The 15279-nt window shown below is 67.6% G+C and carries 15 protein-coding genes; 9 read left to right on the top strand and 6 right to left on the bottom strand.

All coding sequences use genetic code 11. The features are described from left to right. Positions 1 to 103 precede the first annotated feature (103 nt). Positions 104 to 1300: a phosphoglycerate kinase gene (locus GGD82_RS09795; RefSeq protein WP_150061552.1), complete on the bottom strand. Its 1197-nt coding sequence runs from the start codon at positions 1298 to 1300 to the stop codon at positions 104 to 106. Between the two features lie 108 nt (positions 1301 to 1408). Further along, positions 1409 to 2416: a type I glyceraldehyde-3-phosphate dehydrogenase gene (gene gap, locus GGD82_RS09800; RefSeq protein ID WP_150061551.1), complete on the bottom strand. Its 1008-nt coding sequence runs from the start codon at positions 2414 to 2416 to the stop codon at positions 1409 to 1411. Positions 2417 to 2763: 347 nt separating this feature from the next. On the opposite strand from gap, the gene pap reads away from it, so the two are divergent. Continuing rightward, positions 2764 to 4290 (top strand): polyphosphate:AMP phosphotransferase, encoded by a 1527-nt coding sequence (gene pap, locus GGD82_RS09805; protein WP_150061550.1) that lies wholly within the window; start codon positions 2764 to 2766, stop codon positions 4288 to 4290. Between the two features lie 711 nt (positions 4291 to 5001). Next, the gene (locus GGD82_RS09810) at positions 5002 to 5679 is read left to right on the top strand and encodes a VPLPA-CTERM sorting domain-containing protein (RefSeq protein ID WP_150061549.1); all 678 of its coding nucleotides are present in this window, start codon (positions 5002 to 5004) and stop codon (positions 5677 to 5679) included. 546 nt (positions 5680 to 6225) lie between these two features. Here the strand turns inward: GGD82_RS09810 and GGD82_RS09815 are convergent. Next, the gene (locus GGD82_RS09815; protein ID WP_150061548.1) at positions 6226 to 6396 is read right to left on the bottom strand and encodes a YdcH family protein; all 171 of its coding nucleotides are present in this window, start codon (positions 6394 to 6396) and stop codon (positions 6226 to 6228) included. Positions 6397 to 6546: 150 nt separating this feature from the next. Here GGD82_RS09815 and GGD82_RS09820 point away from each other — a divergent pair, with 150 nt between their 5' ends. After that, a complete protein-coding gene (locus GGD82_RS09820; RefSeq protein WP_150061547.1) occupies positions 6547 to 7131 on the top strand; it encodes a UbiX family flavin prenyltransferase in 585 nt (194 codons plus the stop codon). Positions 7132 to 7173: 42 nt separating this feature from the next. On the opposite strand, the gene GGD82_RS09825 is transcribed toward GGD82_RS09820, so the two are convergent. Then, positions 7174 to 8268 (bottom strand): ATP-dependent 6-phosphofructokinase, encoded by a 1095-nt coding sequence (locus tag GGD82_RS09825; RefSeq protein ID WP_150061546.1) that lies wholly within the window; start codon positions 8266 to 8268, stop codon positions 7174 to 7176. 360 nt (positions 8269 to 8628) lie between these two features. On the opposite strand from GGD82_RS09825, the gene GGD82_RS09830 reads away from it, so the two are divergent. Continuing rightward, positions 8629 to 8838, top strand: coding sequence for a YdcH family protein (locus GGD82_RS09830; protein ID WP_150061545.1), 210 nt, complete (start codon positions 8629 to 8631; stop codon positions 8836 to 8838). 20 nt (positions 8839 to 8858) lie between these two features. On the opposite strand, the gene GGD82_RS09835 is transcribed toward GGD82_RS09830, so the two are convergent. Next, positions 8859 to 9713, bottom strand: a complete 855-nt coding sequence (locus GGD82_RS09835; protein ID WP_150061544.1) for a hypothetical protein — start codon at positions 9711 to 9713, stop codon at positions 8859 to 8861. A 360-nt stretch (positions 9714 to 10073) separates the two neighbouring features. Here GGD82_RS09835 and speD point away from each other — a divergent pair, with 360 nt between their 5' ends. Both speD and GGD82_RS09845 read left to right on the top strand, forming a co-directional pair. Continuing rightward, positions 10074 to 10574: an adenosylmethionine decarboxylase gene (gene speD / locus GGD82_RS09840; protein ID WP_150061543.1), complete on the top strand. Its 501-nt coding sequence runs from the start codon at positions 10074 to 10076 to the stop codon at positions 10572 to 10574. A 284-nt stretch (positions 10575 to 10858) separates the two neighbouring features. Beyond that, positions 10859 to 11992, top strand: coding sequence for a type III PLP-dependent enzyme (locus GGD82_RS09845; protein ID WP_170284192.1), 1134 nt, complete (start codon positions 10859 to 10861; stop codon positions 11990 to 11992). A gap of 79 nt (positions 11993 to 12071) precedes the next feature. Here the strand turns inward: GGD82_RS09845 and GGD82_RS09850 are convergent, their stop codons facing one another. Next, positions 12072 to 12545, bottom strand: a complete 474-nt coding sequence (locus tag GGD82_RS09850; protein ID WP_150061542.1) for a YbaK/EbsC family protein — start codon at positions 12543 to 12545, stop codon at positions 12072 to 12074. Between the two features lie 148 nt (positions 12546 to 12693). On the opposite strand from GGD82_RS09850, the gene GGD82_RS09855 reads away from it, so the two are divergent. The 3 genes from GGD82_RS09855 (at position 12694) to rho (ending at position 15248) form a co-directional block, all read left to right on the top strand. Continuing rightward, positions 12694 to 13056, top strand: coding sequence for a histidine triad nucleotide-binding protein (locus tag GGD82_RS09855; protein WP_150061541.1), 363 nt, complete (start codon positions 12694 to 12696; stop codon positions 13054 to 13056). Further along, a complete protein-coding gene (locus GGD82_RS09860) occupies positions 13053 to 13526 on the top strand; it encodes a cereblon family protein (protein ID WP_150061540.1) in 474 nt (157 codons plus the stop codon). Before GGD82_RS09855 ends, GGD82_RS09860 begins: the two co-directional genes overlap by 4 nt. A 465-nt stretch (positions 13527 to 13991) precedes the next feature. Next, positions 13992 to 15248 carry a transcription termination factor Rho gene (gene rho / locus GGD82_RS09865; protein ID WP_150061539.1) on the top strand — a complete coding sequence of 419 codons (1257 nt, stop codon included), beginning with the start codon at positions 13992 to 13994 and terminating at the stop codon, positions 15246 to 15248. Positions 15249 to 15279 lie beyond the last annotated feature (31 nt).

Below are 15279 nucleotides of genomic sequence, written 5' to 3' on the forward strand. Positions count from 1 at the left end.
CGAGCCGGGCGGGGGACGCATCCGCCCGGCCTCGCCGCGACACATGGCGCCGGGAACCGACGGTCGGCCCTGTTCCGGCGGGTTCCGGTTCGGGCCGCCCGCCTCAGTCCTTCAGCGCGGCGACGCCCGGCAGGACCTTGCCTTCCAGCCACTCCAGGAAGGCGCCGCCGGCCGTGGAGACATACGAGAACTGATCCACGACGCCCGCGTTGGCCAGGGCCGACACGGTGTCACCGCCGCCGGCCACGGTCAGCAGGGTGCCCTCGTTGGTCATCTTGGCCGCCGCCTGGGCCACCGCGTTGGTCGCGGCGTCGAACGGCTTGATCTCAAACGCGCCCATCGGGCCGTTCCAGACCAGCGTCTTGCAGCCGGCGAGCTTCTGGATGACCGTCTGCGCGGACATGGAGCCCACGTCCAGGATCATCTTGTCGGCCGGCACGGCGTTGATATCGACCGTCTCGTTGGCCGCGCCGTCCTTGAACTCAGAGGCCACCACAGCGTCGACCGGCAGGATGATCTCGCAGTTCTCCACCTTGGCCTTTTCCAGGATAGCGCGGGCGGTGTCGGCCATGTCCTTCTCGCACAGACTGGCGCCGATCTCGACACCCTGGGCGAACAGGAAGGTGTTGGCCATGCCGCCGCCGATCACCAGCATGTCGACCTTGGCCACCATGTTGCCGAGCAGGTCCAGCTTCGACGAGACCTTGGCGCCGCCGACGATGGCGGCCAGCGGGCGGGCCGGGCTTTCCAGCGCCTTGCCCAGGGCCTCAAGTTCCGCCTCCATCAGCCGGCCGGCGGCCGACGGCAGCACCTGGGCCAGATACTCGGTCGAGGCGTGCGCGCGGTGCGCGGAGGAAAAGGCATCGTTGACGTAGACGTCGCCCAGCTCCGCCAGCTTGCGGGCGAAATCGGGGTCGTTCTTCTCTTCGCCGGCATGGAAGCGCACGTTTTCCAGCAACGCCACATCGCCCGGGGCGAGCCCGTTCACCAGCGTCTCGGCGCCGGCGCCGATGCAGTCGTCGGCGAACGCCACCGGCACGCCGCCCAGCGCCTTCGACAGCGGCTCCAGCACCGGCTGAAGCGACATGTCGGGCACGCGCTGGCCCTTGGGCCGGCCAAAGTGGGACATAATGACGACGCACGCGCCCTTCTCCATCAGGTCCTTGATGGTCTGGGCCGAGCGGTCGATTCGGGTGGTGTCGGTGACGACGCCATTGCGCACCGGCACGTTGAGATCGGCGCGCACCAGCACGCGCTTGCCGTTCACATCCAGGTCGTCGATGGTCTTGAAGTCGGGCATGGGGCTCTCTCCGGATGGATGCGGGGCCGTCCGTTCCGGACGCCCTCCCGGCGCGCCACGCCCGCGCATCGGCGGGGATGCGCGGGCGGGCCGGTTCGGGTCTTCCCTTTAGATGGTCGCGGCCATCGCAATGGCCGTGTCGGCCATCCGGGTGGAGAAGCCCCACTCGTTGTCGTACCAGCTCACGACGCGGGCGAAGTTGCCGTCGATCACCTTGGTGCCGGTGGCATCGAACACCGAGCTGTCCTTGCTGTGGTTGAAGTCGCTGGAGACCAGCGGCGCCGTGTTGACGGCCAGCACACCCTTCAGCGGGCCCGTGGCGGCGGCGGTCATGGCGGCGTTGATCTCCTCGGCGGTGGCCGTCTTGGACAGCTCACACTTCAGGTCCACCAGGGAGACGTTCGGGGTCGGCACGCGGATGGCGACACCGTCCAGCTTGCCGGCCAGCTCGGGCAGCACCAGACCGACGGCCTTCGCGGCACCGGTCGAAGTCGGGATGATGTTGGCGGCGGCGGCGCGGGCGCGGCGCAGATCCTTATGCAGGGTGTCCACGGTGCGCTGGTCGCCGGTGTAGCTGTGGATGGTGGTCATGAATCCGCGCACCAGACCGAAGGTGTCGTTCAGCACCTTGGCGACCGGGGCGAGGCAGTTCGTGGTGCACGAGGCGTTGGAGACCACGATGTGCTCGGCGGTGAGCTGGTCGTGGTTCACGCCGTAGACCACGGTCAGATCGGCGCCGGAGGCCGGGGCGGAGACCAGAACGCGCTTGGCGCCGGCCTCAAGGTGTAGGGCGGCCTTGTCGCGGGCGGTGAAGATGCCGGTGCATTCCATGACCAGATCGACGCCCAGCTCACCCCAGGGCAGCTTGGCCGGGTCGCGCTCGGCCAGAACCTTGATGGGCGTGCCGTCCACGACGATGGCGTCGGCGGTCGCTGACACGTCCATCGGCAGCACGCCATGGACGGTATCGTACTTCAGCAGGTGGGCGTTGGCTTCCGCGGACCCGAGGTCGTTGATGGCCACCACCTCGATGTCGGTCCGGCCGTACTCCAGCAGGGAGCGCAGCACAAGACGACCAATGCGGCCGAAGCCGTTGATTCCAACACGAACAGCCATTCAGGTTTCCTCCTCGAAGACGCGGTCCGGGGGACGGTCAGACAGTGTGTATGACGATTGAGCATGGCTTCCGCGCACAAGCGGTCACACCGGTCGTCGGGAACCACCGATGTCTCTCCCTCCGTCGTTGTGACCGATCGGCATCGTCACACGGTGGCGACGACGCCCGGCCCCGGGGAAGCCAGCCCTCCAGGATGGCCACACCCTAGCAGAGGCCTTGGCGTTTTCCCACCCCCAAGCGCACGGCGCAAGAGTCCTGCGCGCCCCTGCGCCCACCGCGATGGGCGGCCCATGACAAGCCCGGCCTCACGGCGCTACGCTACGGAGGCGCACTGAAGGAGATCGTTATGTTCCGCACCGCCGAACTCGGACGCAAGGTCAGTAAGGAGGAGTTCGACCGGCAGGCCGAGCCGCTACGCATCGAACTGCTGGAGTTGCAGCAGAAACTGCGCGCGGCCGACGTCCCGGTGATCCTGGTGTTCGCCGGGGTCGACGGCGCCGGCAAGAGCGAGAGCATGAACCTGCTGAACGAGTGGCTCGATCCCCGCTGGATCGTCACCTGCGCCTACGGCCCCCCCTCCGACGAGGAACGCGAGCGGCCCGAGTTCTGGCGGTTCTGGCGCGATCTGCCGCCGAAGGGCCGCATCGGGCAGTTCCTCTCGGCGTGGTATTCGCGGCCGTTTCGGGATTTCGCTACGGGCGCCATCGACGAAGCGGCGTTCGACGAGGAGCTGAAGCGCATCCAGGCGTTCGAGACCACGCTGGCCGACGACGGTGCCCTGATCCTCAAATTCTGGATGCACCTGGGCAAGGAGGCCCAGAAGAAACGGCTGAAATCGCTGGAGAAGGATCCGCAGCAAAGCTGGCGGGTGACGGCCCAGGACTGGAAAAACTGGGAGATGTACGACGCCTTCATCCGGGCCGCCGAGCATCTGATCGCGCGCACCTCGGTGGCGGCCGCCCGCTGGACGATCGTCGAAGGTCAGGATCACCGCTACCGGGCGCTGACCGTGCTGTGCAGCGTGCGCGACGCTCTGCTGCATCATCTGGAGCGCCGCCGACGGCAGCGGCAAGTTCAGGCGGAGGCCGCCGCGTGGCCCGGCACGCCCTCGGGCACCGGGGACGCGGTGCTGCCCGATCTGGTGGCGGGCCTGCCCACGGTGCTCGACACCCTCGACATGACCCGGACGCTGCCGAAGGAAGACTACCGGGCGGCCCTGTCCAAACAGCAGGGGCGTGTCGCGGTGCTCCAGCGTCAGGCGCGGGAGCAGGGCATCTCCACCGTGCTGGTGTTCGAAGGGTGGGACGCCGCCGGCAAGGGCGGCGCGATTCGGCGCCTGACCCGGGCCCTCGACGCCCGCCAATTGCAGGTGATCCCCGTGGCGGCCCCCACCGACGAGGAACAGGCGCAGCACTACCTATGGCGGTTCTGGCGCCAGTTGGGGCGGGCCGGCCGGGTCACGGTGTTCGACCGCTCCTGGTACGGCCGCGTCCTGGTCGAGCGCGTCGAGGGCTATGCGTCGCAGGACGAATGGGCCCGCGCCTTCGCGGAAATTCGCGATTTCGAGGAGCAGATCGTCCAACACGGGATGGTGTTGTGCAAATTCTGGCTGCACATCACCAAGGATGAGCAGTTCGCGCGGTTCAAGGACCGCGAGGAGACGCCGTACAAGCGCTGGAAGCTGACGGAGGAAGACTGGCGCAACCGCGACAAGTGGGACGCCTACGAGCAGGCCATCAACGAAATGGTGGAGCGCACCAGCACACATTCGGCGCCCTGGACGCTGGTCGAGGCCAACGACAAGCGCCACGCCCGCGTGAAAGTCATCCGAACCGTTGCCGAGGCCATGGAACGGGTGATGACCAAAAGCTGAGCCGCCCGCCACCCCTCCTCCTTTCGGTGGATCCGCCATACGCGAGACCCGGGCCGACGGCCAGGATGGTTGACCGGCATGGACGGCGAGTCCTGCCGGCCGGCCCCGGCCTCGCCCTCTTCCCCGGCGGCGCATCGCGGCCGGGCCCTGGCGTCTTTTCTCGGTGCGGGCCCTAAACAAGACGGTTTCGGTCTGAATTGTACGGAATGCGAGCCGATCGAGCTTAGTTGCCCGTCTTCCATGTCCACCGAAAGATGGAGTGAAGTGACCCCACGCGCGTCGCGCCCGCGGCCGACCCCACCGAATAGGGGGGGGCACCATGCAGCGGATAGCATTGGCCGGGCCGCCGGGAGATACTCACCGTGTCGAAAAAAACGGATGGCCTTTGGCATTCGAGACGCCGCAGTCGCCGCATCGGACATTCCGGTCGAATGTTCACGTCAGACCGGATGCTCAGGAGCGCGCCGCAGCGCCGCTCCACGGGAACAGCCGCGGCTCGGAGGGATACCAAACGAGGGGCCAAACGAGGGATATAACGCATGGGTTTACCGTGCGCTCCGCGACGGGGCGCAAGATTCCCCGGGCTCCGAGGCTGCGGAGTCCATCACGATAGAACCATCGGCTGAAGGAGTCCTCTTCGGTCGATACGCAGGATCAAACGGGTTCACCACGCAGCGGGACCCAAACACCGCGAACGAAGAGGAAAGCACCATGAAGACCATTGCCACCATCGCCGGCGCCGCCGCCGTGTTCGGCGCCCTGAGTTTCGCCCCGGCCCAGGCCGCGTACCTCCAGCTGACGCCCGGCACCGGGGCCGCCGTTCCGACATCGCCGGATAACAAGAACCAGGTCATCCCCGGCAGCACGCTCGGGTTCTTCGAGCAGACTGTGGAAGCGGACTTCGACGCGATTGGCGGCCGACAGCTTCGGTTGACCTATGTCGGGATGAGCGCGGGCTGGTACAACACGTTCCAGATGGACACCAACGCGGACGGCATTTGGGAGACGATTTTCTCGACCGAGAGCACCGAAGGTGAAACCACCCTGGTCACGCTGACCGGCTACTCCGGCCAGGGCGCCCTGGCGTTCCGCTTCGAGGTCAACGACGGCGCCGACAAGGTGACCAACGGTGTGGACAACACGCGGGTCAACGGCGCGCCGAACTTCTTCAGCTCCTTCGCGCCGGACGGCGACGGCACCGCGACCTCAGGCCGATCCCTGTGGCTGGCGCTGGACGACAGCGGGAAGGACTGGGACGACAACCACGATGACCTCGTGGTCGGCATGAGCGTGACCCCGCTGCCGGCCGCCGTGTGGTTCCTGATCACGGCCGTGGGCGGCCTGTTCGGCACCCGGTGGCTGCGCAAGGATGCTTCGGCGGCTGCGTAAGCGCCCTACCGCTCCGCCGGCCCGGCCGGCCGACGGCCGCCTCGCGGGGCCTGGCGCCGGACGGAATGAACGAAAACCCGGCCCCTCCCAAGGGGCCGGGTTTTCGCGGTTTCAGACAGTCGGGATGGCGTAGGACGCCGCACGCGGGCCCAGGCTCGAGCTCAGCGAGGGCGGGGCAGCTCAGCGAGGACGGGGCGAGGACCAAACACAGTCGAGGCGGCCCCATATCCTGGGACCGCCTCGCGTCGCATTCCACGCAGGGAATGTATCCTGTCAGTCCCGCTACGCGGGCGGTTCGGTGCTTGGACCGAGACCGGTGGACGGCGTCATGCGCGTCCGTCAGAGGGCATTCGCGTCGGCAGCGGGGACAGGCCGTCTGTCGCTATCGATGTGAACAGTCCCCTTCCTTTGGAGTTCCAGTCGCGAGCCATCTCGCGACCGGCCGGGCTCCCCCAATCCGACGGAGCCCGCGTCAAGGCCAATGTCCAGCAACGCTCTCCCTTGCAACGATGAACCTTCGAGAAGACGAACAGTGGGCCGCAACCGTCAGGACGGGTGCGCCATACGTGCCATTTCGTCCTTAATGGCCAGTTTCTGGCGTTTCAGCGTCGCGATCAGACTGGTATCAGGCTGCGGTCGAGACGATTCGGAGTCCAGGCGAGCCTCAAGTTCGGTATGGCGCGTGTTCAGCGCATCCATCCTTGCATCACGACCCATGACATGATCCTCCTCATCTGGTCTAACAACCCGACCAGCTTATCCAAACCCTCCCCGCCCGCAAAGTGAATCCGACGACAGGTTCATGAAATGTGGGATTTTGGTCTTGATCCGTGAAAACGGATCCGTATTGTAAGGGATTTTTTTGAAATGACCCCTCCGCACCCACTCGTCGTTGGCATCAGCGGCGCCTCTGGAATCGCTTATGGTGTGCGGATGCTGGAGGTGCTGCGGCGACTCGGCATCCCCAGCCATCTCGTGATGACCCGGACGGCCGAGATCACGCTCGCCTATGAAATGGACCGGAAGGTGTCCGAGGTCCGGGCCCTGGCGGACACGTGGCACCGGGTGGACGACCTCACCGCCGCGCCGTCCTCCGGCTCGTTCCGCACCCGGGGCATGGTCGTGGCGCCCTGCTCCGCCCGCACGCTGGGCGCCATCGCCGCCGGCGCGGGCGAGAACCTGCTGACCCGGGCGGCCGATGTCACGCTGAAGGAACGGCGGCGGCTGGTGTTGATGGTGCGGGAAACGCCGCTGCATCTGGGCCACATCCGGTCCATGGCGGCCGTGACCGAGATGGGGGCGGTGGTCGCGCCCCCCATGCCGGCCTTCTATACCCGGCCCCGCACGCTCGACGACGTGGTGGACCACGGCGTCGGTCGCGTGCTGGACCTGTTCGATATCGACGCCGGACTCGTCGCCCGCTGGCGGTCGGAGGACGACGAGACCCACTGACGCCGGTCGCTGAGGATGGTCGCCCCGATCAGGACATCCCGATCAGGCGCCCTCCTCACCGACGTAGATGCCAAGGCCCCGCGCCGCCGTGACCAGGGCGTCGTCGGGCGACAGCGTGCGCGGCCCGATACAGACATCCTCCAACGGAACCTCGACCAGGGCGTTGTCGCGCCAGGCCACCATATGCCCGGACTGCCCCTGGGCCACCATGTCCACGGCGTGCACCCCGAACGCCGAGGCCAGCAACCGGTCCCGGGTGGAGGGCGTGCCCCCGCGCTGCACGTGCCCCAGGGTGGTCACGCGGGTTTCCAGCTCGGTCTTAGCCGCCAGATGCTCCGACAGGTACTGGCCGATGCCACCGTAGCGCATCTGGCCATGGGACTGCGCCTTGGTGGCCGGTGTGCCGTCTTCGGTCTTGACGCCCTCGGCGACGACGACGAGGGCGTGGTTCCGGCCCTCGCGGATCACCTCCTCGATTTTGCGGGCGATGCTGTCCAGCTTGTACGGAATCTCCGGCACCAGGGCGACGTCGGCGCCGCCGGAGATGGCCGCATTGATGGCGATGTGGCCCGCGTCGCGCCCCATGACCTCCAGGATCATGACGCGATGATGGCTCGCGGCGGTCGGCTGTAGGCGGTCCAGTGCCTCCGTCACCACGTTGACCGCGGTCGTGAAGCCAACGGCGAAGTCGGTGCCATGCACATCGTTGTCGATGGTCTTCGGCACGCCGACCATATTGATGCTGCCCCGGTCGCAGAGCTGCTTCAGAATCTTCATCGAGCCGTCGCCGCCGATCACCACCAGCGCATCAAGCGACAGCTTGTTGAAGCCGTCCACGAAGTCGAGCGAGCGGTCCTTGGTGGAGCCATCCGGCATCGGGAAGTTGAACGGATCGCCCCGGTTCACCGTGCCCAGGAACGTGCCGGCCTCGCGCAGCATGTTGCCGGAGAACATGTCCAGGTCGAGCTCGCGGTAGCGCAGCGGACGCTCCATCAGGCCCATGGAGCCGTCGATAATGCCGAAAACCTTCCACCCATAGGTGCGGACGGCGCGATACGTCACCGCGCGGATGACGGCGTTCAGCCCGGCGCAGTCACCGCCGCTGGTCAGGACGCCAAGACGTCGTACTTTCCCCATGCGTTCTCTCCATCGTCATCAGCAGGCTTGAAGGGTGGGGGTCGGCCCGGCGTCGCGACCGCCCCCGAAAAGCGGACCGACAACCGCAGCGGTCAGGCGGGAGGGGCGGGTAAACGCCGGGACAGAGAATGGGTTGGACGGGCCGGCGCAGGCGGTGCGCCGTGTCACGGTTGGCAGGGTGCGCCAAGAGACGTATTGCCGTCACGGCTTTTCTGCTAGAATGCGGTCATTCGGTCCCGAACGCCGGGTTCACCGTGGCTTCCATGGCTCCTTGGGCCGTGGTTGCTACGGCATCCAACGCTCCCCGGACCCTGCCCCGCCCCGCCCCGCGTACCGCACCTTATCCAGTCTTGACCGCGCATGATTGACGACGATGAAACCAATGCCCTGCGCCACAAGCTCGAGGGGCTATTGCTTGAACACAGGGATCTGGACGAGGTGATCGCCCGCCTGATGGACACAGCGCCCTACGATATGCTTCAGCTTCAGCGCCTGAAAAAGCGCAAGCTGGCGCTGAAGGACGATATCGCGCGGCTGCAAAACCGGCTGACTCCCGACATCATCGCCTGACAGGCGGCGAGGGCCGCCCGTCAGGCCCCATCCGCGTCCGGATCGTCGGGGCGCGGATCCGTCTCCGCGCGCGGGCGCACCACCCGGCGCCGCATCTGTTCGGCCAGCGCCACCGCCTCGGCCGGATCGTCGCCGCGGCGGCAGACATGCACCCCCAGACGGACATAGGTGCGCAGGGTGTCGGCGTGCCACGCCACCTCGACCTCTCCACCCTGCGCCAGGGCCCGCACCCGCGACCACAGGTGATCCATCTGGCCATCGAACGGTAGCACCACGGCCAGACTGCCCCCGCGCGTCCAGCCGAGAATTTCGTCCGGCGCCCGAATGGCCGCGATGGCCTCCGCCAGCGCGCTGGTGGCATGGCGCAGGGCGGCGGGGCCATAACGGGCGCGCAGGTCTTCGCCGTTCGCCAGCGACAGCACGGCGATGGCGGGGGCCGCCCCGCCCGCCGCCAACACGTCCAGGCGGGCGCGCAGGGCCTCGTCCAGAGCCTCCGGCGTGCAGAGCGCCACCGACTCCGCCTCGGACGCCGTCACCTCAGGGGGAGCCGTCGCCTCGGCCCCCTCCGACTCGAAAGGGTGCGGTGCCGGCAGCGGTCCGCTCGGCCGCGCGTCAAGCTCCTGACGCAGGCGATCCACCTCGGCGACCAGGCGGCCGATCGCACGCCGCACGGCCGGCGTCAGCTCTGCGGGCGGGATGCCGAACATGGTTACGGTATCGTCCACGTCGCGGCCATCATCATCAGCGAGGCGGCCGTAGGCGTCGGCGGCGCGGGCATACTCCCAATCCCCCGACTCGGCGCCGCCGCCCTGGCGACGGTCGCGGCGCCAGAACACCGGCTGGGGTGGCGGCGATCGCCCGATATCGTCGGTCATGGTCCTGCCCTCCTCCCGCCGGCCCGGTGAGTCGCCGGGAACGCCCCACGCACCCAAGCTCGTCGCGGCGCCCTTGATGTTAGCACACGGCCGGCACGCATTGCGTCGTTTTCGAGGCCCCGCACCAACCGCCGCCGCTTCCGGAGACAGGCGCACACCGTGCGCATGAAAAAACGGTCTGCGAGATGGAATTTCACTTGATTCAGGGCCAAACATGCGTATGGTCCGCCGGATTGCGGACGCACCCGGCCCCCTTCGTGGACCCGCCCGGTGCGTCTGCTTTTTTTCAATCCAATGATGAGGCTTGTTCCACGAAACAAGACCCTTCGGGTTCAACGCTGGTTAGAGGGATCAGGAAACATGCGTTACGCATCCCCCCAATTGGCGGTGAATACTGAAGCGGAGGCCCGCGAAGCCCGAGCAGAGGTAAGATCCGTTCCGTCCGTCCACCTGAAGGCCGTGCCCAGCACACCGCCGATGGGCGACGACCGACTTGACCACTTCATCACCGAAAATGGGCTCACATTTGCGGGTCGCCACCTGATCCTCGACCTTTGGGATGCCAAGGGGATCGACGATCTGGAGCGTGTCGAACACGCCATGAGGGAGGCCGTCCGCGTCGCCGGCGCCACCCTGCTGCACATCCACCTGCATCACTTCACGCCCAACGGCGGGGTGTCCGGGGTGGCCGTGCTGGCCGAGTCCCACATCAGCATTCACACGTGGCCGGAGTGCGGCTACGCGGCGCTCGACATCTTCATGTGCGGCGATGCCCAGCCGCTCAAGGCGGTGCCGGTGTTCCGCGAAGCGTTCGAGACCGACCGCACGCATCTGGCGGAGCACAAGCGCGGCGTCGTCTGATCGTCGCCCCGTCCTGCCCCGTTCAGCGCTGCCCCGTTAAGCGCTGACCCGACACACGATTGCAGACCGGCGACGGTCGCGGCACCGCCCGTGACCGCGCGCCCGCGTGGAGAGAGGCCATGATTCCCGTTGCCCTGCGCGCGGATGTCCCGGGCGTTGCGCCCGGCGCCGCAACCCTGCCCGCGTGCCGCTTGGATGCGTCGGCCCACACCGCGCTGTCGAATCCGATGTTGAGCCCCCCGCTCAGCCTCGTTGCCCAACCGCCCGAGTGGGTGGCCCCCGGCCTGACCCGCAAGATGGCGGCCTTCCTGGCCACCCGTCCGGCCACGCCCTGCCTGGTCGTCGATGTGGACGTGGTGGAGGCGAACTACCACGCGCTCCGCGCCGCCCTGCCCGAGGCCGAGGTCTATTACGCCGTCAAGGCCAACCCGGCGCCGCCGCTGGTCGCGCGTCTGGTCGGGCTGGGCGCGCGCTTCGACACCGCCAGCCTGCCCGAAATCGACCTGTGCCTGGGGCTCGGCGCCGACCCCGCACACATCTCATTCGGCAACACGATCAAGAAGGCGCGCGACATCGCGGCCGCGTACGAGCGCGGCATCCGCCTGTTCGCCTTCGACGCCGAGGAAGAACTGCGCAAGATCGCCGAGAACGCCCCCGGCGCCCGCGTGTTCTGCCGCATTCTGACCGACAACGCCGGCGCCGAATGGCCGCTGTCGCGCAAGTTCGGCTGCGCGCCCACCATGGCGCGCGACCTAATGCGGCTGGCGGCGGACCTGGGGTTGGACCCCGTCGGCCTGTCGTTCCACGTCGGCTCGCAGCAGACCGACCTGACGCAGTGGGATCACGCCCTCGCGCTGGTCGCCGACCTGTTCCGCGGCCTGCGCGCGGACGGCCTGACCCCGACGCTGGTCAACCTGGGCGGCGGTCTGCCGACGCGCTACGGCCGGCCGGTGCCCGAGGTCGACGCCTACGGCGCCAGCCTGCGCGCGGCACTGGAGCGCCTGTTCGACGGCGATGTGCCGGCGCTGATCGTCGAGCCCGGGCGCGGCCTGGTCGGCAATGCCGGCGTGCTGGAAAGCGAGGTGGTGCTGGTGTCCCGCAAGGACGACACCGAGGACCGCCGCTGGGTCTACATCGACGCCGGCCGGTTCAACGGCCTCGCCGAGACCGAGGGCGAGGCCATCCGCTACCCCATCGTCACCGGACGCGACGGCGATGACGCCGGAACCGGACCGGTGGTGTTGGCGGGGCCGACCTGCGACAGCGTGGACGTGCTGTACGACCGCGCCGACCTGCGGCTGCCCCTGGCGCTGCGGGCCGGGGACCGCCTTCGCCTGTTGTCGACGGGGGCGTACACGACCACCTATGCCTCGATCGGGTTCAACGGCTTCGCGCCGCTGGCCGCGCATTACGTATAATATTACGTATAATATATGGTGTGTGACGGATCGGCCCTGAACCGGACACGTCGGGTTCAGGGCCTCCGCGGCCTCACGGTTAGGCGATCGGGGCCACCGTCGCCCGGCTGGCCGCGCGCAGCGCGTCGGGCGTGATCGGAAACACGGTTTTCGGCGTGCCGGCCGCCACCCAGACCGGATCGAACACCAGCAGGTCCGGATCCAGAATCGTGCGCAGGTCCGTGGGATGCCCGAACGGCGGCACCCCCCCGATGGCATGACCGGTGCCCGCGCGCACTTCGTCGGCGGAGGCCTTGCGGATCGGCTCCCCGATGAGGGCCGCGACCCGGGCCTCGTCGACCCGGTTGGCCCCACTGGCGATCACCACCACGGGCGTGCCGCTCTCCGCCCCCATGAACACCAGCGACTTGCCGATGGCCGCCACCGGGCAGCCGATCGCCGCCGCGGCATCAGCGGCGGTGCGTGTCGAGCCCGGATAGGCATACACGGTGGGGGGCAGGCCATGCGCCGACAGGACCGTGGCAAGGCGGGGCGGGGCATCCGTAGGGGTCATAAGAAAGTCCTTTGGTATGGGTCTTCGGCTGGCCCCCGGACGTTTTCCGCTTTGGGGATCCGGGGTTCGGGCCCTATCGTGCCGTGCAGACCGACAACGCGGACGGCCCGCTCCGGCCCGGGCCGCCCCGAGAGGGAGGCGCGACACCATGGCCTATGATCCGGACAACATCTTCGCCAAGATCCTGCGGGGCGAGATCCCCTGCTCCAAGGTGTACGAGGACGAGCATACCCTGGCGTTCCACGACATCAACCCGCAGGCGCCCACGCACATCCTGGTGATCCCCAAGGGAGCGTACGTGAGCTGGACCGACTTCAGCGACACCGCCAGCGACGCCGAGATCGCGGCCCTGGTGCGGGCGGTCGGCACGGTCGCCAAGCAGGCCGGCGTCACCGAGGACGGCTACCGCACCCTGTCGAACACCGGCCCCGACGCCAACCAGGAGGTTCCCCACCTGCACATTCATGTGTTCGCCGGCCGCAAACTGGGACGCATGGTGCCGAAGGAGTGACGGCGCCCGGCACGGCGACCTCCCTCCGGGGGGCGCCGCCGGTCGAGGCCCGGCGCGGCGCGGACCGGCCATCGCCGCCCGGCACCCAAGCACGGCCGGGCGTGCAGAACGCGGAGGGCCCCGACCGGCCGGCGCTGCTCTGCCGAGCCTGCGGGGCTCTGGTGACCTGGCCGGCCGAAGCCATCGTGGTGCGCGGCGCCCACGATCACCGCGTCTTCAACCCAGCCGGCGTCGTGTTCCATATTGGATGCTTCGAACGCGCCCCCGGCGCGCATCCCTTGGGGCCGCACAGCACGGTCTTCAGTTGGTTCCCCAGTTACGCCTGGACCGTCGCCCTCTGCGCCCGCTGCCGCGCGCACCTGGGATGGCGGTTCACGGGCGCGGGCGCGCCCTCCGTGTTTCACGCCCTCATCCTGGATCGCTTGGTCGCCGGCCCGGATCCCGCCGACACGGGCCCCCCCGACGCATAACGTCGACGCGCGACACCGATTTTTCTTGCGCGCGCGAAGGACCACGCGTATAGTTTCATTCGTTCGGGGGCTCGTGCGCCCGGACCTCCTTCTCCATGAAACGTCCGTCCCACCCTTGTGAACCGTCGTCGCGTCTGGCGAAGCGGGGTGGAATCGTATCTTTCGTTTCGGGGATTGGGTGACCGACCCGCCGTGTCCGGACGGACCTCCCGGCCAATCCGAGACCGAGACCCTCCCGACAGGCGCGGCCTCAGGCACTCTCCACTTCCCCTTTTGCCCGCCTCACCACCAAGCGCGGACCGTCCCACGGTCCCCGTGCCCGGCCCCGGATATCGCCGCGTACCGTCGGTCCATCGTCCGCCGGCCGGAAGAACGGTCCACTCGCTCGGCACGCGGCTGGCGTGGACTCCCGTTTCCCGCCCGCGTCCCTCCCCATTCCTTCCCCGCTCGATTGTCGAGACCACCATGCATCTTCAGGATCTGAAAAAGAAGACACCCAAGGACCTTCTGGCTTTTGCCGAGGAACTTGAGATTGAAAACGCCAGCACGCTGCGACGTCAGGAAATGATGTTCGCCATCCTCAAGCAGTTGGCTGATAACGACACGGCGATCTTCGGCGAAGGCGTTTTGGAGATCCTGCAAGACGGGTTCGGTTTCCTCCGGTCTCCGGAAGCGAATTACCTGCCCGGCCCCGACGATATTTATGTGTCGCCCAGCCAGATCCGCCGCTTCTCGCTGCGAACCGGCGACACGGTGGAAGGCCAGATCCGGGCCCCAAAGGATGGGGAGCGCTATTTCGCGCTTCTGAAGGTCAACACGATCAACTTCGAGGAACCGGATCAGGTCCGTCACCGCATCAACTTCGATAACCTGACCCCGCTCTACCCGGACGAAAAGCTCAAGCTTGAGATCGACAACCCGACGCGACGCGAATACACGACGCGGGTCATTGATCTGGTCACGCCGCTCGGCAAGGGGCAGCGCGCGCTCATCACCGCGCCGCCGCGCACCGGCAAGACCATGATGCTCCAGAACATCGCCCACGCCATTGCCGCAAACCATCCCGAAGTCTACCTCATGGTGCTGCTCATCGACGAGCGCCCGGAGGAAGTCACGGACATGGACCGTTCGGTGCGGGGCGAGGTGGTCAGTTCCACCTTTGATGAGCCGGCGAGCCGGCACGTTCAGGTCGCCGAAATGGTGATCGAAAAGGCCAAGCGGCTGGTCGAGCACAAGCGCGACGTCGTGATCCTGCTCGACTCCATCACCCGTCTCGCGCGCGCCTACAACACCGTGGTGCCCAGCTCGGGCAAGGTGCTGACCGGCGGTGTGGACGCCAACGCCCTGCAACGGCCGAAGCGGTTCTTCGGCGCCGCCCGGAACATCGAGGAAGGCGGCTCGCTCACCGTGATCGCCACCGCGCTGATCGACACCGGATCGCGCATGGACGAGGTGATTTTCGAAGAGTTCAAGGGCACCGGTAACTCGGAAATCATTCTCGACCGCAAGTTGGCCGACCGCCGCGTGTTCCCCAGCATCGACATCACCCGCTCCGGCACCCGTAAGGAAGAGCTGCTGGTGCCGAAGGGAACGCTGTCGAAGATGTGGGTGCTGCGCCGTATCCTGATGCCGATGGGCGTGCAGGACGCGATGGAGTTCCTGATCGGCAAGCTGAAGGACACGAAGAACAACGACGACTTCTTCGACTCCATGAACAGCTAAGTCCCGAGCGATCTGGCGGCCGGCTACACCG

This window comes from Roseospira marina, from assembly GCF_014197855.1.
Classification (GTDB): domain Bacteria; phylum Pseudomonadota; class Alphaproteobacteria; order Rhodospirillales; family Rhodospirillaceae; genus Rhodospira; species Rhodospira marina.

Coding starts and splice junctions, on each gene's coding strand:
- GGD82_RS09795 (WP_150061552.1), bottom strand. CDS start 1,300: ATGCCCGACTTCAAGACCATCGACGACCTGGATGTGAACGGCAAGCGC.
- gap (WP_150061551.1), bottom strand. CDS start 2,416: ATGGCTGTTCGTGTTGGAATCAACGGCTTCGGCCGCATTGGTCGTCTT.
- pap (WP_150061550.1), top strand. CDS start 2,764: ATGTTCCGCACCGCCGAACTCGGACGCAAGGTCAGTAAGGAGGAGTTC.
- GGD82_RS09810 (WP_150061549.1), top strand. CDS start 5,002: ATGAAGACCATTGCCACCATCGCCGGCGCCGCCGCCGTGTTCGGCGCC.
- GGD82_RS09815 (WP_150061548.1), bottom strand. CDS start 6,396: ATGGGTCGTGATGCAAGGATGGATGCGCTGAACACGCGCCATACCGAA.
- GGD82_RS09820 (WP_150061547.1), top strand. CDS start 6,547: ATGACCCCTCCGCACCCACTCGTCGTTGGCATCAGCGGCGCCTCTGGA.
- GGD82_RS09825 (WP_150061546.1), bottom strand. CDS start 8,268: ATGGGGAAAGTACGACGTCTTGGCGTCCTGACCAGCGGCGGTGACTGC.
- GGD82_RS09830 (WP_150061545.1), top strand. CDS start 8,629: ATGATTGACGACGATGAAACCAATGCCCTGCGCCACAAGCTCGAGGGG.
- GGD82_RS09835 (WP_150061544.1), bottom strand. CDS start 9,713: ATGACCGACGATATCGGGCGATCGCCGCCACCCCAGCCGGTGTTCTGG.
- speD (WP_150061543.1), top strand. CDS start 10,074: ATGCGTTACGCATCCCCCCAATTGGCGGTGAATACTGAAGCGGAGGCC.
- GGD82_RS09850 (WP_150061542.1), bottom strand. CDS start 12,545: ATGACCCCTACGGATGCCCCGCCCCGCCTTGCCACGGTCCTGTCGGCG.
- GGD82_RS09855 (WP_150061541.1), top strand. CDS start 12,694: ATGGCCTATGATCCGGACAACATCTTCGCCAAGATCCTGCGGGGCGAG.
- rho (WP_150061539.1), top strand. CDS start 13,992: ATGCATCTTCAGGATCTGAAAAAGAAGACACCCAAGGACCTTCTGGCT.